The organism is Halocatena marina (assembly GCF_023276375.1).
In the GTDB taxonomy this organism is placed as follows: domain Archaea; phylum Halobacteriota; class Halobacteria; order Halobacteriales; family Haloarculaceae; genus Halocatena; species Halocatena marina.
This window is the reverse complement of sequence record NZ_JALLPK010000001.1, coordinates 659,992-680,198: the sequence shown is the minus strand read 5'-3', so window position 1 is coordinate 680,198 and position 20,207 is coordinate 659,992. Positions and strand designations below refer to the sequence as shown.

21 protein-coding genes are annotated in these 20,207 nt (G+C 55.4%); 7 read left to right on the top strand and 14 right to left on the bottom strand.

Annotated elements, in window-relative coordinates:
* Nucleotides 1–84: 84 nt before the first annotated feature.
* The 3 genes from MW898_RS03320 to MW898_RS03310 all read left to right on the top strand — a co-directional run bounded on the left by MW898_RS03320 (nt 85) and on the right by MW898_RS03310 (nt 2,932).
* On the top strand, nt 85–1,260 hold the full coding sequence (locus MW898_RS03320) for a helix-turn-helix transcriptional regulator (protein ID WP_248904542.1): 1,176 nt from the start codon (nt 85–87) through the stop codon (nt 1,258–1,260).
* Nucleotides 1,261–1,581: 321 nt separating this feature from the next.
* Nucleotides 1,582–2,046 (top strand): hypothetical protein, encoded by a 465-nt coding sequence (locus tag MW898_RS03315; protein ID WP_248904539.1) that lies wholly within the window; start codon nt 1,582–1,584, stop codon nt 2,044–2,046.
* A 217-nt stretch (nt 2,047–2,263) separates the two neighbouring features.
* Nucleotides 2,264–2,932 carry a helix-turn-helix domain-containing protein gene (locus MW898_RS03310; RefSeq protein WP_248904537.1) on the top strand — a complete coding sequence of 223 codons (669 nt, stop codon included), beginning with the start codon at nt 2,264–2,266 and terminating at the stop codon, nt 2,930–2,932.
* A gap of 83 nt (nt 2,933–3,015) precedes the next feature.
* Here MW898_RS03310 and sucD read toward each other — a convergent pair whose 3' ends face one another.
* Nucleotides 3,016–3,885 (bottom strand): succinate--CoA ligase subunit alpha, encoded by an 870-nt coding sequence (sucD, locus tag MW898_RS03305; protein ID WP_248904535.1) that lies wholly within the window; start codon nt 3,883–3,885, stop codon nt 3,016–3,018.
* The gene (gene sucC / locus MW898_RS03300; RefSeq protein WP_248904533.1) at nt 3,882–5,024 is read right to left on the bottom strand and encodes an ADP-forming succinate--CoA ligase subunit beta; all 1,143 of its coding nucleotides are present in this window, start codon (nt 5,022–5,024) and stop codon (nt 3,882–3,884) included. The genes sucD and sucC overlap by 4 nt, the downstream gene beginning before the upstream one ends.
* A 163-nt stretch (nt 5,025–5,187) precedes the next feature.
* Here sucC and MW898_RS03295 point away from each other — a divergent pair, with 163 nt between their 5' ends.
* The gene (locus MW898_RS03295) at nt 5,188–6,138 is read left to right on the top strand and encodes an NADPH:quinone reductase (RefSeq protein ID WP_248904531.1); all 951 of its coding nucleotides are present in this window, start codon (nt 5,188–5,190) and stop codon (nt 6,136–6,138) included.
* A gap of 3 nt (nt 6,139–6,141) precedes the next feature.
* Here MW898_RS03295 and MW898_RS03290 read toward each other — a convergent pair whose 3' ends face one another.
* The 3 genes from MW898_RS03290 to MW898_RS03280 all read right to left on the bottom strand — a co-directional run bounded on the left by MW898_RS03290 (nt 6,142) and on the right by MW898_RS03280 (nt 9,048).
* Nucleotides 6,142–7,203 carry a hypothetical protein gene (locus tag MW898_RS03290; RefSeq protein WP_248904529.1) on the bottom strand — a complete coding sequence of 354 codons (1,062 nt, stop codon included), beginning with the start codon at nt 7,201–7,203 and terminating at the stop codon, nt 6,142–6,144.
* On the bottom strand, nt 7,200–8,387 hold the full coding sequence (gene priS / locus MW898_RS03285) for a DNA primase small subunit PriS (protein WP_248904527.1): 1,188 nt from the start codon (nt 8,385–8,387) through the stop codon (nt 7,200–7,202). The genes MW898_RS03290 and priS overlap by 4 nt, the downstream gene beginning before the upstream one ends.
* A gap of 178 nt (nt 8,388–8,565) precedes the next feature.
* On the bottom strand, nt 8,566–9,048 hold the full coding sequence (locus MW898_RS03280; protein WP_248904525.1) for a GNAT family N-acetyltransferase: 483 nt from the start codon (nt 9,046–9,048) through the stop codon (nt 8,566–8,568).
* Between the two features lie 119 nt (nt 9,049–9,167).
* Between MW898_RS03280 and MW898_RS03275 the strand changes: the two genes are divergently transcribed.
* Nucleotides 9,168–10,001, top strand: a complete 834-nt coding sequence (locus tag MW898_RS03275; RefSeq protein WP_248904523.1) for an eIF2B alpha/beta/delta subunit family protein — start codon at nt 9,168–9,170, stop codon at nt 9,999–10,001.
* Here MW898_RS03275 and MW898_RS03270 read toward each other — a convergent pair whose 3' ends face one another.
* The 3 genes from MW898_RS03270 to MW898_RS03260 all read right to left on the bottom strand — a co-directional run bounded on the left by MW898_RS03270 (nt 10,002) and on the right by MW898_RS03260 (nt 13,098).
* The gene (locus tag MW898_RS03270; protein ID WP_248904522.1) at nt 10,002–10,445 is read right to left on the bottom strand and encodes a GNAT family N-acetyltransferase; all 444 of its coding nucleotides are present in this window, start codon (nt 10,443–10,445) and stop codon (nt 10,002–10,004) included.
* Between the two features lie 161 nt (nt 10,446–10,606).
* The gene (locus tag MW898_RS03265) at nt 10,607–12,868 is read right to left on the bottom strand and encodes a CDC48 family AAA ATPase (protein WP_248904519.1); all 2,262 of its coding nucleotides are present in this window, start codon (nt 12,866–12,868) and stop codon (nt 10,607–10,609) included.
* Nucleotides 12,865–13,098, bottom strand: a complete 234-nt coding sequence (locus MW898_RS03260; protein ID WP_248904518.1) for a DUF7127 family protein — start codon at nt 13,096–13,098, stop codon at nt 12,865–12,867. The genes MW898_RS03265 and MW898_RS03260 overlap by 4 nt, the downstream gene beginning before the upstream one ends.
* A 150-nt stretch (nt 13,099–13,248) precedes the next feature.
* Here MW898_RS03260 and MW898_RS03255 point away from each other — a divergent pair, with 150 nt between their 5' ends.
* Nucleotides 13,249–14,022 carry an alpha/beta fold hydrolase gene (locus tag MW898_RS03255; RefSeq protein WP_248904516.1) on the top strand — a complete coding sequence of 258 codons (774 nt, stop codon included), beginning with the start codon at nt 13,249–13,251 and terminating at the stop codon, nt 14,020–14,022.
* A 90-nt stretch (nt 14,023–14,112) separates the two neighbouring features.
* On the opposite strand, the gene panB is transcribed toward MW898_RS03255, so the two are convergent.
* Complete coding sequence (gene panB, locus MW898_RS03250; RefSeq protein ID WP_248904513.1) at nt 14,113–14,925, bottom strand: 3-methyl-2-oxobutanoate hydroxymethyltransferase; 813 nt, start codon at nt 14,923–14,925, stop codon at nt 14,113–14,115.
* 78 nt (nt 14,926–15,003) lie between these two features.
* Complete coding sequence (locus tag MW898_RS03245) at nt 15,004–15,714, bottom strand: DUF2270 domain-containing protein (protein WP_248904511.1); 711 nt, start codon at nt 15,712–15,714, stop codon at nt 15,004–15,006.
* A 141-nt stretch (nt 15,715–15,855) separates the two neighbouring features.
* On the opposite strand from MW898_RS03245, the gene MW898_RS03240 reads away from it, so the two are divergent.
* Nucleotides 15,856–16,092: a DUF5822 domain-containing protein gene (locus tag MW898_RS03240; RefSeq protein WP_248904508.1), complete on the top strand. Its 237-nt coding sequence runs from the start codon at nt 15,856–15,858 to the stop codon at nt 16,090–16,092.
* A 336-nt stretch (nt 16,093–16,428) separates the two neighbouring features.
* On the opposite strand, the gene MW898_RS03235 is transcribed toward MW898_RS03240, so the two are convergent.
* The 4 genes from MW898_RS03235 to MW898_RS03220 all read right to left on the bottom strand — a co-directional run bounded on the left by MW898_RS03235 (nt 16,429) and on the right by MW898_RS03220 (nt 20,108).
* The gene (locus MW898_RS03235) at nt 16,429–16,944 is read right to left on the bottom strand and encodes an HAD family hydrolase (protein WP_248904507.1); all 516 of its coding nucleotides are present in this window, start codon (nt 16,942–16,944) and stop codon (nt 16,429–16,431) included.
* A gap of 81 nt (nt 16,945–17,025) precedes the next feature.
* Nucleotides 17,026–18,147 carry an acyl-CoA dehydrogenase family protein gene (locus MW898_RS03230; protein WP_248904506.1) on the bottom strand — a complete coding sequence of 374 codons (1,122 nt, stop codon included), beginning with the start codon at nt 18,145–18,147 and terminating at the stop codon, nt 17,026–17,028.
* Nucleotides 18,148–18,203: 56 nt separating this feature from the next.
* Nucleotides 18,204–19,439, bottom strand: a complete 1,236-nt coding sequence (locus MW898_RS03225) for an alanyl-tRNA editing protein (RefSeq protein WP_248904505.1) — start codon at nt 19,437–19,439, stop codon at nt 18,204–18,206.
* 138 nt (nt 19,440–19,577) lie between these two features.
* Nucleotides 19,578–20,108 (bottom strand): helix-turn-helix domain-containing protein, encoded by a 531-nt coding sequence (locus tag MW898_RS03220; protein WP_248904504.1) that lies wholly within the window; start codon nt 20,106–20,108, stop codon nt 19,578–19,580.
* Nucleotides 20,109–20,207 lie beyond the last annotated feature (99 nt).

Sequence of the window (20,207 nt, the reverse complement as noted above, 5' to 3'; positions counted from 1 at the left end):
ACACCGACCAAATCAATCAAATAGGTAACACCCACCGCGATGAGTCACACTCGTTTTATATCCCCGCGTAGAGAGTACGGAACGATGCTACGGGTGCTCGTCGCCGTGGTCCTCGTGCTCACAGCGACTGGTATGGCGACGACCGGATCAGAACCAGTCAGCATAGCGACTTCATCACCACTCACAGAACAAGTGGAGTCAACACCTCCTACTGCACAGATAGGAACAGTGCCTCCTACTGCACAGATGGGGGTTTCGATCGCAGATCAAGAGTTTGATCGAACAACCTTCCGTATCAACGTAAGCGAAAATGGGTCCGCACGCTGGACGTTCGTCTATCGACGAGATCTGTCGAACCAGACCGAGCGAAGACAGTTCAACGCATTTGCAGAGGAATTTAACGAACAGTCTGATCTGTATGAGAACTTCAAGAAGCGGGCGCAGGTGTTGACCGAAAGTGGAGCTAAAGAGACGGGTCGGGAGATGAACGCAACTGGGTTTAGTCGTCGAGCGTACGTTGGCCCACTGGACAACTCCGGCGTCGTCGAAATGTCGTTTCGTTGGTCGAACTTCGCAAAGATTGAGGGAGATAAGATTATCGTCGGTGACGTATTTGAGGGCGGACTCCTCATTGGCCCGAATCAACGGATCGCAGTGACGTGGAGTGATAATCTCACACACGAGGCGTCCGTTCCCAAACCGGATGATAAGTCGGATGACACCGTCACGTGGACTGGGAAAGCAGGGCGACAGTTTTACGACAACAAGCCGAAAGTCGTGCTCAATCGGCCCACTGAATCCGAATCAAACGCTGCTGCCGTCCAGCTACCATTCGGAGGACTCTCGATCTGGCACTGGCTTTTGGGTCTCGGTGCGTTTGTGCTCCTCACGACCCTCATAGCGTATCGATCGGATGCGATCACGGATCGAATGAGCGTTCCGTCTAGAGAGAAATCAGAGTCAGGGACCGGATCGAAACCGAAACCAGACGACGAACCAACGACATCAGTCATCACTGAGGCAGAGCTGATGACCGATGAGGATCGCGTTCTGTCGCTTCTCGAAGAAAACAACGGACGGATGAAACAAGTGAATATCGTCAATGAGACTGGTTGGTCGAAATCGAAGGTGAGTATGCTCCTCTCAGATATGGACGATGAAGATCTTATTAGCAAGCTCCGCGTCGGCCGCGAGAACATCATCAGCATCGTGGGCGACGAACCCGAAGCGGCGCGCTCCCCATTCGAAGACGATGGATAACCCCGCGTCCGAACGAGATCGTCTGTGAATACGGTGTAGCCGGGACTCCGAACCTAACCGATCCGGACCAATCTTCACTAGCCAAAGTCGTGAACTATATATCATTGTGAGTGAAACATACACATACATCAACAAATTATCACAGGTATAATCGATAGAAAGAGACAAATACGTGGATAATCCCGTCCATTATTTGATTATTTTCCATTTACAGGCAGGTATTTATGCGGTGAGTTCATCGATATTAATACGAGAGTTACGAACATCGTCTTTGCCCGCAGTTACCAAACTCGGGTTGTGACTCTCGGGGTGAGTGCAATCATGCAAATGACGGAACCAGACGGTCAGGATTCCGACGAACAGTCATCCGGACAGCCTCAGCAGGAGGCATACGAATGGTGGTGGGATGAACGGCTGTCAGTGTTTCTCAACACGGCAGACGACATTGCGAAAACGTGTCTCGATCAAGTGTTCGACGGCACGACGGTACACGAAGACGTGCACGTGGACGCATTAGCAGATATCGAAGATCTCGAGGCGTATCACGAGAGCCTCACTCCGCACCGATTCATTGAGGACCCTAATGGTACGTACGAACTCGATTGGGACGTTGAAACCACAGAGGGAGTCGTATCAGATGTAATCCTCACGTGTCACGCCGAGTACAAAGACGAAGAACGAGAAGTGACGACAGAGGTCGACGTCGCCATCGTCGCTAACGTTGATGCGACAGAGACAGAGCAAGCGATCGACCCACACGTGATTCACCGATCAGTCAGCACGTGATACTTTCTTGCTCGAAGCGATAGCTCACAGGAATAAGAAACAAGATCAGAGACATTTAGGGTGTCTTGTGGGTCAAGCGTGCTGTCGTTGAACAATTACTCCAGTCAGAAGATTGAAAAGACGGATAGTAATCGACCAGAGAAAGGGACAATCCGGAAACCACGTCATAGAACACAGAGAGCGAAGGAGACTATACCGGGGACCTACAATTACAGCCATGGCAACTATCGTCAGAGGACACGTGCCAGCGAGCGAGTTTGCGTTATCAGAGTCGCACGCGGCCCTGCCGGACATCGAATTCGACGTCGAGCAGATCATCGAGACTGGCGAAGAAACTGTTATGCCACTGGTATGGATCCGAGGAGCGGATAATAAGGCAGTGCAGGAGGTTCTCGACAGTGATCCGAGCGTCAATGACGTCGAACTACTCTCAGATCTTGGCGATGAACAGTTGTACCGGATGGAGTGGGTTGAACACGTCCAGCTCGTGCTCCAGATGGTCACAAACTCAGAGGCAACAATTATCGACGCGTTCGGAGGAGGAAGCAGCTGGTATCTTCGAGTGCTCTACCCGACACGGGATCTCCTCAGCAAAACCAATGAGTTCTGTAAGGCCAATGGAGTGAATTTCGACATTGAGACGATCCGCGAGATGGAAGGTGACCCAGCAGGCCGCTATGGACTCACCGAAAACCAATACGCAGCACTCACACAAGCCGTCGAACGTGGATACTACGATATCCCACGCGACAATGACCTCCAAGCGCTCGCTGAGGACTTCGGTGTCTCACATCAGGCGCTTTCAGAGCGCCTCCGACGCGGGACAAAAGCGCTGGTCGAAGACGCGCTGCTGGTTGGCCCACGATCCAAAGACAAAGACACGTGAATTCGCTCTCTGCGGTGTGAACAGACGAGTCATCGATCACGAGTCGAATGAGATGACTCGGATGGTTCTCGCTTCTTCCTCTCTTAGATTATGTCTTCGACGTACTCAGCTACGTCCGCTGGCGTATCACCGACAGGGACGCCAGCGTCTTCGAGTGCTTCGATTTTGCTTGCGGCGGTGCCAGTGCCTGAGCCGCTCACGATAGCTCCAGCGTGCCCCATTCGTTTCCCCGGCGGAGCGGTTCGTCCAGCGATGAAGCCGACGATAGGGGTATCGACGTGATTATCGATGTACGCTGCCGCTTCTTCCTCGTCTTCGCCACCGATCTCCCCGCACATGACGATGGCGTCGGTCTCTACGTCCTGTTCGAACAGTTCCAGAACGTCGATGAAGTCCGTCCCAATGATCGGATCGCCACCAATGCCGATTGCCGTCGATTGGCCGATGTTTCGCTGAGTGAGATTATCGACGACTTGGTAGGTGAGTGTTCCCGATCGGGAGACGAGGCCAACAGACCCCTCAGAGAAGATGTTTCCGGGAAGAATCCCGAGTTTTGCCTCGCCGGGCGTTATGAGTCCCGGACAGTTGGGACCAACGAGGTACGTATCAGTCTCCTGTAGCCGTCGGTAGACACGGCTCATATCCTGCTGTGGGATACCCTCAGTAATCGCAACGACGAGATCAACGGACGAATCGAGTGCCTCGAAGATCGCGTCTGCGGCGAACGCAGGTGGGACAAACACGACAACAGCGTTCGCATCGTGCGTTGTCGTCGCTTCTTCGACAGTATCGTAGACAGGGACGTCCGCGACGACCTCACCGCCGCGGCCAGGAACGGCACCGCTGACGACGTTCGTCCCGTACTCGATCATTTGCTCGGTGTGGAACTTCCCTTCACCACCGGTAATTCCTTGCACCACGACGCGCGTCTCGTCGTCGACTAGTACGCTCATGTGTCCACCTCCGTGGCTTGCTCAACTGCATGTTGGACAGCTGCTTCGAGCGTCTCTTCAACTGTAATGAGGTCCGTATTCAAGATCTCTCTCCCTTCTGTAGCGTTTGTGCCCGCCAGCCGGACGGTCACTGGTTTCGGAATTTCGTCGAACTGTTCGAGTGCTTCGTTGATGCCTGCTGCGACCTCGTCACCGCGGGTAATACCACCGAAGATATTGAATACGACCGCATCAGCATTCTCGTCGGAAAAGACCATATCGAGCGCATTCGCAACGCGTTCTGCTTTTGCGCCACCACCGATGTCGAGGAAGTTCGCGGGCTGACCGCCGTAGTGATCGACGAGATCGAGCGTCGTCATCACCAGACCAGCGCCGTTTCCGATGATACCGACGTTGCCTTCGAGACGGACGTAATCGAAATCATATTCGTTTGCCTTCCGTTCGAGGTCGTCCGCTGCGGCCTCTTCTTCGATCGCCGCGAGATCAGAATGTCGAAAGAGCGCGTCGTCGTCGATATTCATGACCGCATCGGCAGCGATCACTGACCCGTCTGACGTGACCATCAGTGGGTTAATCTCCACCTCTGTCGCGTCCTGTTCTTCCCACAGTTTGTACAGCGTGGAAAGGACGCGAGCAGTGTCGGTCGCAACCTCATCGAGACCAGCCTCGAATGCCGCACGGCGGGCTTGATACGGATGTAACCCGAATGCGGGATCGACGTGTTCTCGGACGATTGCGTCTGGATCCTCAGCAGCGACTTCCTCGATGTCTACACCGCCACGCGAAGAGACCATTGCAACCGGCCTGCCATCGCCACGGTCCATCGTCACACCGAGATACAGTTCGTCAGTGAAATCCACGGCTTCCTCAACGAGAACCTGACTGACGTGCAATCCCTTGAGATCCATGCCAAGGATTTCATCAGCGGCCGCTTGTGCCTCTTTCTCGTCCGATACGAGTTTGATTCCACCAGCTTTTCCGCGTCCACCGACGTGCACCTGAGCTTTGATGGCGACAGGATAGCCGATTTCGTCGGCCGCCTCAACCGCCCCTTCCACACTCGATGCGAGTTGCGAGGACGGCGTAGGGATGCCCGCGTCAGCGAACATTCCTTTCGCCTGATGCTCGTGTAGCTTCATCAATTGATAGGGCGACCGGACTCCGCATAAATCCCGTTCATTTGACCGTGGGCCCGACGGACATCTCGATTGATAACACTCCGCTTGGAAGCGATCGATCCATTTTCCGATCGAGGGAAGAGGCGTATTGCTTTTTATATCGTCTCGCTTCGAACAGTCTATCATGCGCGCAGTTCGCTTTCACGACCACGGCGATCCTGATGTATTAGTTCTCGATGAGATCGAGCCACCGGAACCGGATCACGGCGACGTTCGGGTTACGGTGCGTGCGGCCGCTGTCAATCCCGTGGACACGTACTTTCGGACAGGCGAGTACGAACCTCCTGAGCTACCGATGATCCCGGGCACAGACCTTGCAGGAGTGGTCGACAGCGTCGGAGATGGCGTAAGCGAGATTTCCGAAGGCGATCGGGTGTTTGCGACGGGGCTCGGTAGTGATCGGCTGGGTACCTACGCAGAACAGGTAACAGTGCCTGCCGATCGGCTTGCTCATCTCCCTGCAGATGTTTCGTTCGAGATCGGAGCTGCTGCAGGCGTCGTCGTCGGTACGTCGTGGCGGGCACTCGTCGATTACGCTGCCCTCGAACCCACGGAAACGTGCCTCATTCACGGAGCGAACGGTGGCGTTGGCCACGTCGCGGTCCAACTCGCAGCAACGATCGGAGCGCGTGTTATCGGAACCGCTCGGCCACCGTATCACGACCAACTGGAATCGCTTGGCGCGACAACCGTCCTCGATTACACCCGGGATGATCTAGCCGAAGCAGTAGACCACGCGCCAGACGTCATCCTCGAAACACGGGCTGACGAAAATCTGCAGTTCGACGCCGACGTGGCCGCAACCGGAGCGAGGGTGATCTGTATCGGTAACGCGACCGAACACGCAGAACTCACAGCCATCGGTGCAGCGAAAAGCAAGGATGTGTGCTATCAGTTCATGACACTGTTCAACGCACCCGATCTGAGTGCGATCCTCGATCGCACCGCATCGTTACTCGAACGTGGTGCGGTTGTTCCAGCGATCGCTCGCAGATACGATCTGGACGAAGCCGCAGAGGCACAGCGCGCAGTGATGGAAGAAAGTCTGCTGGGAAAGATCGTACTCGTTCCGTGACTGTTAGTCGAGTCGTACTGCTGCATCGTGTTCGAGGAGCGGTCCCACGTTCGTTTTCGGAAGCGTAACGACGTCATTTTCCGACAGATTATACGCCCGATTGTCGACGCACAGAATCTCCCCTACGTCACGCGTGATTCGAACCGTCGCCCGATCAATCGACGAACTAGCTGTGGCGTCATTACCAGCGTCCGAATCCACAGTCTCTGCGTCCACACCAGTAGACGTAGGCGTGCTAGTCGTTTGGTCGGGCTTGTTCTCTCGTTCAGGACCAGCAGACGTTCGTTCGTGAACCGGTACTGCTTGTGAATCCTCGGGTGGTACGTCGGGTGGAATTGCTTGATCTGATTGTGTGACTGTTTCGCCACCATCTCCCATCACGTCGGCAGCGCTGACAGTAGGACCGTCTCCCGCACGCTGTGGAGATTCGGAGGCAGGTTCAGCAGAATCGTCCTCAGGGTCCGTGCGGGTGGGTGTGTCTTCCTCAAGTGAGCTAGGATCAGCGTCGGTATGAGTGGACGAATTGGACGCAGTACGTTGATTCGAACGTTCGTTCTGATCTGTTTGTTCTGCGTCCTTTGTAGATGATTGGTTGTGTTCTTGCAGTGGTGTATCTGGGGACCCTGTGACTCTCGTTGATTCTGGACTGGTGTTGCGTACGTCTTCTTCGCTTCGCTCGCTTGCGAGCACGTCATCGAGGACGTGCGTTCTGTTGTCCTCGATGGTCGAAACGAGACTGTTGAACGCTTTTCGTTCTTCCTTGGTAAGTCCCTCCACATCAGCGGCCATTCCGGCGGCTTCGAGGCTTGCTTGTTTGACCAGCTTTCCTATGCGTCGCTCGTAGACCGCCTCGACGGTCTGCTCTGCGGTTTTGATTTCATCCGACAGTCGCTGAACGTCGGACGAGTCGAACGGATCGTCGGCGTTGGCGGCGACGTGTTCGCGCTCCTCGCGCAGCTGGCGAATGAAGCGCCCCGCTTCTTCGTAAAACGAATCGCGCAGCTGCTGGAGGCTATCTATCTGACGCTCACGGCTTTGAACGGACTGGAGTTCGTCGAGATTCATTCTGGTGCCTTCTCAGCGCGTCCCCGGACCATGAGGAACACGCCGACTGACTCCCGCACAGAACAGTGGCCCGCTGAGATATTATGTTTTTCCCCATCTAGTTCGACCTGTTGATCTGTTTCACTTTCAATCATTATTTTGTGATCTCTAAACGTGTCTGCAACCGCATCTGTGAGCGGATCGAACGCTTCGACGTCATCGTGTGCAAGTGCGGTCACGACGAGTCCGCTTCCGCCGTGGAGACTCCCAGGAAGGCGAATGAGACGATTGATATCAGTCGTCACGGGTTCGTCGATCGGCGCTGACTCCTCACGTACGACTCGTTCGAATAGCAGGCGTGTGAGCGTTGTTGTATACTGGCCTGCCGCTTCGAGATTGCCGCTCTTCAGTTCGTCGTAGCGCTCGTCCATTGCTTCGTACAGTTTCGTGGCACCCTTCTCACCAATACCGTCGAATTCGCGGAGGTGATCGAGACCGTCGGATTCGTCCATTGCCCGCACCTCGTCTGTGAGTTCCACGAGTCGGGTGTGAACGCGTTCTCCCCAGCCACCGTCCGTCTGAAGACTACGTTTTTCGACTGGGTTTTTCACACCCATTCCAGCGACTGTCTCGGTTTGTGTGAGACGATCGAGGCTATCGAGACCGTCTCCGAGAACGTATTCGACGATCTCACGGCGCGCCGCTCGATCGAGTGTCCGAACGCTTTCGTCTCGAACGTGGACGTGGTATCCCCGCCCACCGGAAAATACGATCGATGTGTTTTCGGGTCCGAATCCAAAATCGTTCGTCAGGAAATCTAGCAACCGAAGCAGGGCGTCCTTACAGGAGTGGAGCATCTGGGCGTACGAATCCGTCTCAGGATCGACACCCGGGAGATGGTCGCCATCGAGATCGAACACGAGATCGGATTCGTGCCACCCTTTCTCCTCCATCGATCGCGTGCCGGGATCGTTGTATCGCCCCGCAGAGAAGTAGACGTGACGGGGACGCTTTCGCGCCAGAAATGACGAAAGATCGCCAAGATCGATCAGCGCCTTATGCCGGACCATCGTGGTCCCTGCTCCCGCTGTGAACGGAATATAGCCCCACTCGCGCTTGTCCGCTGCAGGCGGTAGCGTGATTTCGGAACGACGATAGTGGTCGCCGAACCGCCCTTGAAGATACTCGCGCGTGCGCTGGTTCATGCTGCCTGACGTTCGACGTTCGCCGTCAAGAATCCCACGCATTCTGGCACACATCAACAGACCTGTAGTCAAAGCAACGCGGAGACATCACCAACCGACTCCCTTCTTATCAGTAGAGCATCGCACAGAAGAGCAGCTCACACGGAGAAGCCGATCAAGCTGTAGATGGACCTGAAGCTCAGAATCCCATAAACCGCGAAATTTTACTCGTGATTCCGTTATCACCGAGCCGGAGGTAGTAGGCGTCGCCACCGTCTTCGTAGTAACTACTCACCCGTCGATCGATCTCGAATCCGAGGTGTTTGTAGAACGCGAGTGCGCTCTCATTCGTCGTTCGAGCATGACAAGTGACGCCGCTGTAGTTCTCTGCGACCGTCGCAACGAGTCGTTTGCCAAAGCCGTCGCCACGGAAGTCGGGGGAGACGGCAAGAAAGAGGATGTAGCCGTCGCGGCGAGTAGCAGCAAATCCGATGAGCGTCTCTGAACTTCCTTCAGCGATGAAACAGTAGATCGTCGACCGACGGTACGCGTCGGTGAAAAATCCCTTTCGTTGTTGGAGGACGCCTTCTTCTCGGCGGATGCGCTCTTTGAGCTCCCACGCTTCAGTCACGTAGGTGTCGTGACCGGGGCGGACGGTACGACTGTCAACGTTAACACTCACTGCACCCGCTAGCGCCGGAACCGATATAACTTCACCGGGCTTGTCCGGGAGTCGTTTGTGAGTTAGGTAGGACCCTCGTGGCCAGAAGTTCTTTGCCGGGAACGAGTGTCGTAATAAGTATGATAGATGAGACCATTGAAGAGATCCGCGAAATGCAGACCCATAGCTCGTCGGTCGTTGCTATCAAAGCAGCCAGAGCGATCGCTACGATCACCGAGCGTGAGGCCGCGACGGTTGAGGAGTATATTCGGGATCTCGAACGTAACAGTAACGCTCTCAGACGCGCAAATTCCTCGCACGCCACGCTCTATACCACTCAACGGACCATCATCGACACAGTCACCGAAGCCGACCCAGAAACTGTCGAGCAGGCGAAACAGCTCACGATGGAGACAGTTGAATCTGTCATCGAGCAGGTTGAAACCGCGAAACGACACGCGGCCGAGAATGGTGCTGAATGGCTCGAAAACGGAATGACAATCCTCACGCACGATTATTCCTCTACCGTGCTTGAAGCCATCGAGCTTGCAGCTAGCAACGGCGTCCATATGACAGTTTATGTTACAGAAGCACGCCCACGCTATCTTGGACGCAAAACCGCCCGTGTGCTCGCCGCCATGGATCGCATCGAACCACACCTCATCGCCGACAGTGCCAGTGGACACGTCCTTTCGGAGTGCGATCGCGTCGTGTTCGGGATGGACTGCATCGTTGGCGATACATTGTACAATCGCATCGGAACCTTTCCAATCGCCGCGACAGCAGCCCAGCTTGACGTGTCCGTAATGGTCGTTGGATCCGGAGCGAAGATCATCGAAGACGGCTTCGTCTTCGAAAACGAGTACCGTTCGGCGAGTGAGGTCATGCGTGAACCCGCAGAAGGATTCGCTATCGAGAACCCGGCCTACGACGCGACGCCAGTAGAACTCGTTCAGAAGGTTATTACGGACTGATTACTCGGTTCGATACACCATTGGTACTATTTCCTCCGTCCTTTCCTCGAAATTGATACGCTTTTCGTGTTGTGTGAAGCCACACTTCTCGTAGAAGGGAATCAATCCAGAACGACAATCGAGCGTCAGAGCGGACACCGAATCGAGCACTGGATGACCCACGATCGCTGTGACGAGCTTTTTCCCGAGTCCGTCGCCACGGTGTGTTTCAGTCACAATTACATCGTAGATCTTAGCGTAGTAGACGAAATCCGTGAGCACGCGCCCAGCAGCGACGAGCTCTTTTGATCTGGTATCACGAAGTCCAACAAGTACGTCCGTGTGCTCGATCATCCGTCGAATAGTATCAGACGTACGATCGTCCCACCAGTGGTACTGGTCGTACAGCTGCACCAGTTCAGAAACGTGTTCCGAATCGAACTCGTCTACCACTTCGACCGTCATCTACGACGCATAACACCCCACATCAGTTACAGTTGGCCATATCATCACAGCGTAGTAAACAAACAGTAACGATCATTCAGTACGCATTCACAGAATGTGAATCACTGAAGCGTGACGTTCGAGCCGAGAGAGCTACAAAAGAGCAAAAGAGCAAAAGGCGATTACTGGAACGTCCTGCTGACTTGCTCTTGATTGCCCGGTTCGCCGCCACGTCCGAACTGTTCTTCGATATTGTCGTAGCGCTCGCGGATTTCTTCTGTGACGCTCGGCCTGACTTCATCGAGCGCCTGTTCGAAGTGATCCATTGTGACACGAACGTTGTCAACCGAGCCGTCGATATCCTCGGGATCGACGCTGTCGATGAACTCTCGGGTGGCGATCATTGAGGCTTCGCGTGTGACTGCCTCGATGTCGGCTCCGACGTAGCCCTCACTCTGCTGTGCGAGTCGATCGAGGTCGACGTTGTCAGCGAGGGGTTTGTTCTTCGTGTGGACGTCGAAGATCGCCCGGCGAGCCTCCTCATCGGGGACGGGAACGTGGACGTGTCGGTCGAGACGCCCCGGTCTGAGCAGTGCGTTGTCGATGAGATCCGGCCGGTTGGTCGCGGCGATGATAACCACATCATCGAGATCCTCGACACCGTCGAGTTCGGTGAGTAGCTGTGAAACGACGCGCTCACCGACACCGGAATCACCCATGCGCTGGCCCCGTTCGCCCGCGATTGAGTCGATCTCGTCGAAGAAGACCACGGTGGGAGCGTTCTCGCGGGCTTTCGAGAAGACGTCGCGGACGCCTTTCTCGGACTCACCAACGTATTTGTTCAGCAACTCGGGACCCTTGATCGAGATGAAATTGCTGTTTGCTTCGCTGGCGATAGCCTTTGCGAGCAGCGTCTTTCCTGTTCCCGGCGGTCCATACAGGAGAACTCCCTTTGCGGGCGACATATCCATTGCCGTGAAGACTTCTGGGAAGTCGATTGGCCACTGGATCGTCTCCCGGAGTCGGTCTTTGGTCTCTCCGAGTCCGCCTACGTCCTCCCACGTGACATCCGGTACTTCGACAAAGACTTCCCGGAGCGCCGAAGGTTCGATACCCTTGAGCGCGTCTCGGAAGTCGGCGTCGGTTACGCGAAGGGATTCGAGTATTTCACTGTCGATCTCTTCGCTTTCGAGATCGAGATCAGGACGGATACGCCGCAGTGCAGTCATCGCTGACTCTTTCGCCAACGATTCGAGGTCGGCACCCACGAATCCATGCGTGTTTTCTGCGTACGTTTCGAGGTCAATGTCGTCAGTGAGCGGCATTCCGCGGGTGTGGACCTGCAGAATTTCCATGCGGCCCTCTCGGTCGGGGACACCGACCTCAATCTCTCGATCGAAGCGACCACCGCGACGGAGTGCGGGATCAAGCGCATCGACGCGGTTCGTTGCACCGATGACAGTCACTTGTCCGCGCTCTTCGAGTCCGTCCATTAACGAGAGGAGTTGGGCGACGACCCGCCGTTCGACATCGCCCGTTGTCTCGCCACGCTTTGGCGCGATGGCGTCGAGCTCGTCAATGAAGACAATAGCCGGGGCGTTCTCCGATGCATCCTCGAAGATCTCCCGAAGCTGTTCTTCGCTTTCCCCGTAGAACTTCGACATGATCTCCGGTCCGGAAATGTTGGTGAAGTACGCATCAATTTCGTTGGCCACCGCCTTGGCCATGAGCGTCTTCCCGGTCCCGGGCGGACCGTGCAAGAGCACACCTTTGGGCGGCTCGATGCCGAGTTGTCGGAACAGCTCCGGATGACGCATCGGGAGTTCGATCATCTCCCGGACCTGTTCGAGTTCCTCGTCGAGACCGCCTATATCCTCGTAGGCGACATTGGGTGTTTCCCGGTCGCTCGAACCACCAGAGACGATCTGTTCGGCAGGCTTCTCACTCACCTGCATCTCCGTCGAATCAGTGATCACGACCGTTCCGCTCGGAGACGTGCTTGCGATCTTCAACGGTATTCGCTGACCAGACATGCTAGACAACGGACCGAGTCCGAACGAAATCGGAACTGTCTGGCCCTTCGTGACAGCTTGCCCACTGAGCTGATCACGAATGAGTGAGCCGACGTTCCCACGGATTCTGAGCGTCTGTGGGAGTGCCACCGTGACGCTCTTGGCGGGTTTGACATCCGCTTTCTCGACAGTTACGCTGTCGTCGATACCAACATCAGCTTCTTGACGGAGTCGGCCATCGATTCGGATGATTTCATTCCCTTCGTCTTCCGGGTAGCCCGGCCAGACGCGCGCGACGGCACGACCGTCGCTCGCGCTGATAACGATATAATCGCCATTTTCGAGGTCAAGCTCGGCCATCACCGTGCGGTCGATCGCCGCGAGTCCTCGTCCAGCATCCTTCTGTTTAAGGGGTTTGACGGTGAGTTTCATCGCTCTACCTCGATAGTGACGATCCCGTTTTTGATAAACGCTTGCGCGTCACCCGCAGGCACATCGAACTCGTACTGCTCATCACCGATGACGACTATGGCTGTGTCATCGACAACGTCGATCGACGCCTCAGTACTCAAACCGATGTCCGCTACGAGCACAGTTTCATCATCGTAGTCGTACCGAGTGATGAACCCTCCCTGTTCAGTGAACCGCTGTTGCTCGTTCATGCTAACTCTAAGTTAGTTACTATTCTATATAAACCTTTCTATTAAAATCGCAGGACGGTGTTGATATTTGGAATATCGGTCGAATTGTGGTTCCAGATTTACACGGCTGAACAATACGGAGATTTATACGACAGTCGACGTAGTTCTGGTATGCAGAACGTCTGTCACGACGGTCGTGAGACGACGTATCGTCGGACCGATTTTGGAAACGATGCTCCACCAGTGGTGTACGTGCATGGGAGTGGTGGATCACACGAGGTATGGGTTCATCAGTACGGCCGCCGTGAAAACGTTCGGCCTGCTGTTGCACTCGATTTGAGCGGTCACGGCGAGAGCGATGACATCGACACCGATCCGGGTCGTGAGACGCTCGATGCGTACGCAGACGACGTATACGCTGTCGCACGCGAGGTCGATGCGGGCGTGCTGGTTGGTAATTCCCTTGGCGGGGCCGTCGTCCTTCACCTCCTCATCGAGCGGGATATTGAGCCCGAGGCAATGGTTCTCTGTGGAACGGGCGCAAAACTCGGCGTGACAGACGAGTTGCGTGATCTGCTCAGGGATGATCTCGAAGGTGTCGCCGAGTTCCTCCACGGAGCAGATATGCTGTTTCACGACGCAAGTGAGGACGATCGTCAGGCCTCGAAAGCGTCGCTGCACGAGGCTGGACGAGAGGTAATCCATCGTGATTTCATGAGTTGTGCTGCGTTCGACGTGCGCCAGCAGCTCGATACTGTCGAAGTTCCCTGTCTCGCAATCACGGGCGAGTACGACCAGCTCACGCCCCCGTCCTTTCACTCATATCTCGCAGAGGAGATACCGACGTGCGAGCAGATGACGGTCGCTGATGCGGCACATCTTTCAATGCTCGAACAGCCCGAACGGTGGAATAACTCGGTCAATTCCTTTTTGACGTCAGTGTAGTCTGGGACTGCTGTAGAATTTGATGACTATCGAGAACGGGCAGACACTAACGAGTACGTGCTATCGAGCGTATCGCTCTCTGCACTGAGATCAGTACAATTCGTCTAGTGTTTCCTCGGTATGGCTGTGTTCTTCGGCGGGGAACGTTCCTGTCTCGACTGCATCGACGTACTTATCGAGTGCGTTTTCGATTTCGCCCTTGACGTCGCCAAACGTCGTTGCAAACGGCGGTGTCCAGTCACTCAGTCCGACGGCGTCGTGGAAGACAAGCACCTGACCATCACAGTCGGGGCCGGCTCCGATGCCGATTGTCGGGATATCGAGTTCGTCGGTGACGTGCGCCGCGAGGTTTGCAGGGACGTGTTCGAGTATGAGCGAAAACGCACCGGCTTCCTCGTGGGCACGTGCGAGATCGATGATTTCTTGGGCTGCATCCTCAGTCGTTCCCTGACGAGTGTATCCGCCGAGTTCGTTCACCCGCTGTGGTGTGAGTCCGAGGTGTGCCATGACGGGAATCCCCAGTTGAGTGAGCCGTTCCGTGAGATCAATAGTGTGCGGCCCGGATTCGAGTTTGACAGCGTCGGCGTCGGCTTCTTTGAGCATCCGCCCGCAGTTGTGAATACTTTCACTCATATCTTTCCCGAAAGAGAGAAACGGCATGTCGGCAACAACGAGCGCGTCTTCGACGGCACGGGCAACTGCAGCCGTATGGCTTTCAGTCTCTTCGACAGTGACTGGAAGCGTTGACTCGTGGCCGAGGACAGCGTTTCCCATACTGTCACCGACGAGAATAATATCCATTCCGGCGTCATCAACAAGACGAGCGGTCGGCGCATCGTATGCTGTGAGCATCGTTATCGGCTCGGAACCAGCCTTCGAACGAATCTCTGTCACAGACGGCATGAACGATAGTGGATTTTCCGTCGGGTAAACGCGTTCGATCCGAACTGCTCGGTGAGCAAGTGAGTTGTATTGAAATTGTTAGTTTTCGTCTTTCCATTCGCCGTACTCTTGTTTGCTGAATTCACCCTTCGCCTTGCGTTCTCGTGGCCAGAACGCAACTGCGATGGCTACGATGTAGTAGCCAAAGACAATGCCGATGACGACTGTTCCCGGTATCTTCCCGACTGCGGCTCCTTCGGTCCACGACTGTGAGGAAAAAGCCGTGATTTTGAACAACCAAGCTAAAACTAACAGTGTGAGAAACGGGAGATACACTCGCCGTAAGCGTCGTGCGATTGCTTCGAGGAGTGGTACTTTGGTCGTCGGATTACGATAATCTTCGCTGAGTTGACGACGCCAATCACGATGCTCAACGCCTTGGGACGGATCGAGTGCGTTTGCAAACAGATTCTCTTGTAGCAGACGCGCTCGGGCCCGAAAGACATCGTAGTCCTGGTAGCGACGCGCTTCGAGTCCCAAGAAAATTGTGACAACGACTATCCCAGCGAGGAGAATTTCGTGTCTCCCTTCTGTAGAGAACGCGTAGACGAGTATCGCTGAAAGAACCGTTACTGCCCAGTTGATCGTTTCATCGAGCCGTTGGCGCCACGCCGTGACACGACTCATCTCTCCTCGATAGAAGTGGGCAACGACTGAACCGAGACCAACGCTTTTATCGACCATCTCCCTGCCGATTTCCCGCTCTTCAGGAGCTTCCGGATCGAAGTCGTGATTTTCGTCGGCAGTCATACTGTGTCCTTCGTGGTGCTCAGTTTACCATGTTATGGAGTGTCACTCTCTGAATATACAGGTGTACTGATATTTTCACTCTCGCCGACAAGCGACGGACCAAACGGGTAGGTTTAATCACGCCCGCTCGAAGATGGAGGCGTGCCAGAGCACATCGAGACCACGTCTCCTGAGGACGTTGATTACGGCTGGGTGATGCAGGTCACCTTCGTCCTCACGATCGTTGTTGGCGCACCCGTAGTCGCCGTGCTCTCGTTTGGGGTTCCAGCGCTCGAAACGTGGATGGAACGAGTACTCTTTGCTATTCGCGTTGGGGCTGTTGTTTGGATCATCACTGCTGTCTCTGTCTTTCTCTACGCCCGCCGCACCCAGGTGTAGTCTGATGTTCTCGAAATTGGATATACAGTGACTGTCTCTCCCGAACAGAGGCCAATTGGATCCATTATACGATACTGTTAGGTTCTATTGGTGGATATTCGTACTCATGTCCTCCCGTTTAGACAGTCGGCGACTTCTGAACGAGTACGGTGGGAGACGGTTTCGCACACTGATTTGCTGTGCGTTGCGTCGTGCCCTGCCTGCAATGATTGATCGATCCGATACGGCCTGTGTACATGGATACGCGTACTGTTCGTTCCCTATCAGAGTACTACAGTGCTGATGACCGCTATAAGAGAGCCAACGCACCGAAAAGTAGGGGTCAGGGAGAGTCCGTCAGACGTATCGATATGCCGTTCCGGCTCGTTGTGCGGTCAACTCGTCCCGTTCTGAGTCACCGATGAAGAGCGATCGGTCAGGATCAACACCGAGTCTCTGAACGGCCGTGAGGAGCGGTTCGGGGTCCGGCTTTTCCGTGGGAACCGTGTCCCGTCCAATGACGACCTCGACGTACTCCGCGATGTCGTGTTGTTCGAGCGCAAGCCGACAGGCCTGTTCGCAGTTGAGCGAACACACTGCGACGGGAACCATCTGTGGGAGATCATCCGCAGTCGGGAGACGGGTCGACTGCTCGGCACCGCGACATTCATACTCGCTGATGATTCCTTCGATAGCGTCACGCTCACCGATCTCTGCTGCCATCTCAAGCATGGCCCAGAGATCCACACCGTCAGCATCGACACCCTTTGACTCAAGGAAAGTTGCACCGTCCTGTGCGACTTCATCCCAATCCACGTCGAGATGGACGAGGGTCCCGTCGAGATCGTAGACGATAGCGTCGTACTCGGTCACGAGTTATCTATATTCTCACTAGTAAATATGATATCCGGTATGTGGTGCTCTCCGCACTTTCATGCGTTTGGTTCTGCACGTTCAATCCAGCAGTTCGCGTGCGATGATCGTTTTTTGGATCTGGGTCGTTCCCTCGTAGATGGTCGTGATCTTTGCGTCACGATAGAGTCGTTCGACATCGAAGTCTGTCGTATAGCCGTACCCGCCATGGAGTTGAACAGCTTCGTTTGTCACATCCATCGCACCCTCACTTGCGCGGTACTTTGCCGTGCTCGCCGCGATTGAGGTCTCCGGTGATTCCATCTTTTTATTCTGTGCTGCATCGCGTGCAAGCATCCGTCCTGTCTGCGTCGTTGCGTGCATGTCCGCAATTTTGTGCCTGACAGCCTGAATATCACTGAGTGGAGAGCCGAACTGTTCGCGTTCTGTGACGTATTCGATCGTTTGATCGAGCGCCGATTGTGCGAGACCGACTGCCTGTGAGGCGATCGCGATTCGTCCGCCAGTGAGAATCGACAACGCTGCACTCAGGCCATCTCCCTCGTCTGTGAGGCGGTTTTCAACAGGAATACGCACGTCGTCGAACGAGAGTGATGTTGTATCGCTCGCTCGTAGACCGAGTTTGTCCTCTTTCTTGCCGACCGATAGCCCGTCAGCGTCGCTCGGGACGACAAACTGTGTGATCTCCGCTGGGGCGGTCTTTGCAAAAAGAATGATCACGCCAGAGCGCTCGCCGTTGGTGATCCACTGTTTATCGCCGTTGATGACGTACGTATCACCCTCGCGCTCTGCGGTCGTTTGCATCTGCGCTGGGTTCGATCCCGCACTCGTCTCCGATAAGGCGAATGCACCGACTGGTCGTCCTGCGACCATTTCAGGGAGCCAGCGTTCTTTCTGCTCATCGGATCCAAACGCTGCAATACAGGAGGTAGCGAGACAGTGGACTGAAAGAGCAGTCGCCACCGCGAGCATCCCGTACGCGAGTTGCTCGTTGACAATGCTGTACGTGACCGGATCGGCGTCGAACCCACCGTACTGCTCTGGTACTGTTAACCCAGTGAGATCGAGATCAGAGAGACCATCCCAAATCTCCTCCGGAAACTGCTCGGTCTCGTCTGCCTCACGGGCGATCGGCTGGATCTCCTCGACGGCGAACTCGTGGACAAGATCACGAATGGCCTGCTGTTCAGAGTTGAGCTCCATGTCCGCTCGTCGATGCGCTGGCGCAAAAATTACCCGTTCTTGTTGCGGTTGTGGTTCTAGTTGAGCGCCTCGGGATGATCTGCTCGGAGGTACGCGACTATATCCTCTGGATTGCCACCGAGTCCGCCGCCCTGTGCGACAATCGGACTTCCGCCACCACCACCGCCGAACTCGTCTGTGACACTTTCGATGATGCTGCCTGCGTCCGCCGTATCGGTGTCGCTGGTGCCGACGGCGAGCTGACTCCCGTTGACGAGTGCGACTACGTCTGCGGTCTCGCCAGCGAGCGTCTGTGCCCGCTCTGCGAGTCCGTTCGCGTCGAGCCCCTCAACGGTACCGATGAGCCACGTCTGTCCGTCGCGTTCGACCGTGTTTTCGCTGAGTTCGTCAAGACGGGCGTCGACGAGTCGTTCTCTGAGGGACGCCAACTCGTTCGAGTAGTCGTCTCGTTCTGTTTGCAATCGATCAATAGCATCCGGCACAGCAGAGACGTTCGTCTCCAGCAGTCGTGCTCCATCGAGTGCGACGCGCTTTTCGGTCGATCGGCGTTCGATACCAGCAGGGCCAACCGCAAACTCGACCCGGGTGAGTCCCTCACCAGGATTCGACCGTTCAAGAACCGTCACAGGACCGATCTCGCGCGTATTTTGGACGTGTGTTCCACCACAGGCAGCCACGTCCCACGGCTCCGATTGTTCGTGACCCGCGCTGTCGACAGTCACGACACGAATGCGGTCTGTTCCCGCGATTCCGTCCTCCGTTTTCGTGTTGAAGGCGATTGTCTCGTGAGCGAGTGCCTCCTCTCGCGGGAGTTCTTCCCATTGTACGGGGCGCGATTCCCAAACGACTTCGTTGACACGTTGCTCGATATCACAAAGGATGTCGTCATCGATAGTGGTGGTCGTCGAGAAGTCAACGCGAACTTTCTCGTCGGTGATACCGAAGCCACCGTATCCGAGATCCGAGAGAAGACGCCGTCCAGCACCATAGAGCACGTGACTTGCTGTGTGGGCACGGCGACAGTAGGCCCGAAAACGCTCGTCGATAGCACATTCGACGGTTGCCCCCACCTCGATCGACGCGGTCTCTGCTTTTTCGATACTGTGAACGATCTGTCCGTCTCGCTTTTGAACGTCGAGAACAGGAACACCGGCGATGGTACCCCTGTCTGCGGGTTGCCCACCTCCTTCCGGATAGAAATAGCTGTGATCGAGAACGAGACCCGCATCGGTTTGCTCGACAGTTGCCTCAAAGCGGGTCGTCTCCGGATCGGTCGCTGCTGGTGTTGTCATCGACCGACATCTAGCCACCGACGAACAAAAGACTCAGGCTCACAGGGTTAGCAGGAGGCGGACAGTACTGCTGGCTCCGGCGACGCACGCTGCGCTTCGAGCGAAGAATCAGCCTTGATTTGAATTCGGATTTGCGTTTCAGCTATCGTCCGATAGCGTGATATCGAGTCGTTCTTCGATCGCGGTAATGAGCGAGCCGCCGACGTCGGCACTGGTGGCTCGGCCTCGTTCGATGGCGATGATGTCGGCTTCATCGACGTCGAGTTCGCCCGCGAGTTCAGCGGTTCCAAGATCGATAGCCGCCCGTGCGTTGGCGAGACGATCACCGTACCCACGGACGAGATACGGAAGCGGATCTCGCTCGTAGTCTGCACCATCTTCCCAGTGTTTTGAATCTCTCTTTTGAGCGTCGTTCATCCGAGCGGTGTTACGAACTGCTCGCTGTTGTCGGTCATCTTCGTCTGGATCACGCGTCCCCGTTTCGTGTCCATATTCGTCACGATCTCGTGCTTTTTTTCCACCCTCTGCGTGGCGCGTTCGACATTCAGAACAGATAGCGAGCTGCGCACCAGCTACCCGCTCGGTCTGCAGCGAACGACCCTCGGCACCGCACAGCTCGCAGCTCCCCTCATCGTTGGAGCTGACACCCCCTGTGGAGTACTTTGTCATACCCGTGTATCCGTCCGCTGCTATTTAAAAGACGGCCAAGAAAAGATCACCCATATCACCAAATACGATGTTTTAATCATATTCATTGTGGCTGAGAAA

Excerpts from the sequence above, each read along its gene's own strand:
- MW898_RS03320 (WP_248904542.1), top strand. The coding sequence starts at position 85 with ATGCTACGGGTGCTCGTCGCCGTGGTCCTCGTGCTCACAGCGACTGGT.
- MW898_RS03315 (WP_248904539.1), top strand. The coding sequence starts at position 1,582 with ATGCAAATGACGGAACCAGACGGTCAGGATTCCGACGAACAGTCATCC.
- MW898_RS03310 (WP_248904537.1), top strand. The coding sequence starts at position 2,264 with ATGGCAACTATCGTCAGAGGACACGTGCCAGCGAGCGAGTTTGCGTTA.
- sucD (WP_248904535.1), bottom strand. The coding sequence starts at position 3,885 with ATGAGCGTACTAGTCGACGACGAGACGCGCGTCGTGGTGCAAGGAATT.
- sucC (WP_248904533.1), bottom strand. The coding sequence starts at position 5,024 with ATGAAGCTACACGAGCATCAGGCGAAAGGAATGTTCGCTGACGCGGGC.
- MW898_RS03295 (WP_248904531.1), top strand. The coding sequence starts at position 5,188 with ATGCGCGCAGTTCGCTTTCACGACCACGGCGATCCTGATGTATTAGTT.
- MW898_RS03290 (WP_248904529.1), bottom strand. The coding sequence starts at position 7,203 with ATGAATCTCGACGAACTCCAGTCCGTTCAAAGCCGTGAGCGTCAGATA.
- priS (WP_248904527.1), bottom strand. The coding sequence starts at position 8,387 with ATGAACCAGCGCACGCGCGAGTATCTTCAAGGGCGGTTCGGCGACCAC.
- MW898_RS03275 (WP_248904523.1), top strand. The coding sequence starts at position 9,168 with ATGATAGATGAGACCATTGAAGAGATCCGCGAAATGCAGACCCATAGC.
- MW898_RS03270 (WP_248904522.1), bottom strand. The coding sequence starts at position 10,445 with ATGACGGTCGAAGTGGTAGACGAGTTCGATTCGGAACACGTTTCTGAA.
- MW898_RS03265 (WP_248904519.1), bottom strand. The coding sequence starts at position 12,868 with ATGAAACTCACCGTCAAACCCCTTAAACAGAAGGATGCTGGACGAGGA.
- MW898_RS03260 (WP_248904518.1), bottom strand. The coding sequence starts at position 13,098 with ATGAACGAGCAACAGCGGTTCACTGAACAGGGAGGGTTCATCACTCGG.
- MW898_RS03255 (WP_248904516.1), top strand. The coding sequence starts at position 13,249 with ATGCAGAACGTCTGTCACGACGGTCGTGAGACGACGTATCGTCGGACC.
- panB (WP_248904513.1), bottom strand. The coding sequence starts at position 14,925 with ATGCCGTCTGTGACAGAGATTCGTTCGAAGGCTGGTTCCGAGCCGATA.
- MW898_RS03245 (WP_248904511.1), bottom strand. The coding sequence starts at position 15,714 with ATGACTGCCGACGAAAATCACGACTTCGATCCGGAAGCTCCTGAAGAG.
- MW898_RS03230 (WP_248904506.1), bottom strand. The coding sequence starts at position 18,147 with ATGGAGCTCAACTCTGAACAGCAGGCCATTCGTGATCTTGTCCACGAG.
- MW898_RS03225 (WP_248904505.1), bottom strand. The coding sequence starts at position 19,439 with ATGACAACACCAGCAGCGACCGATCCGGAGACGACCCGCTTTGAGGCA.
- MW898_RS03220 (WP_248904504.1), bottom strand. The coding sequence starts at position 20,108 with ATGACAAAGTACTCCACAGGGGGTGTCAGCTCCAACGATGAGGGGAGC.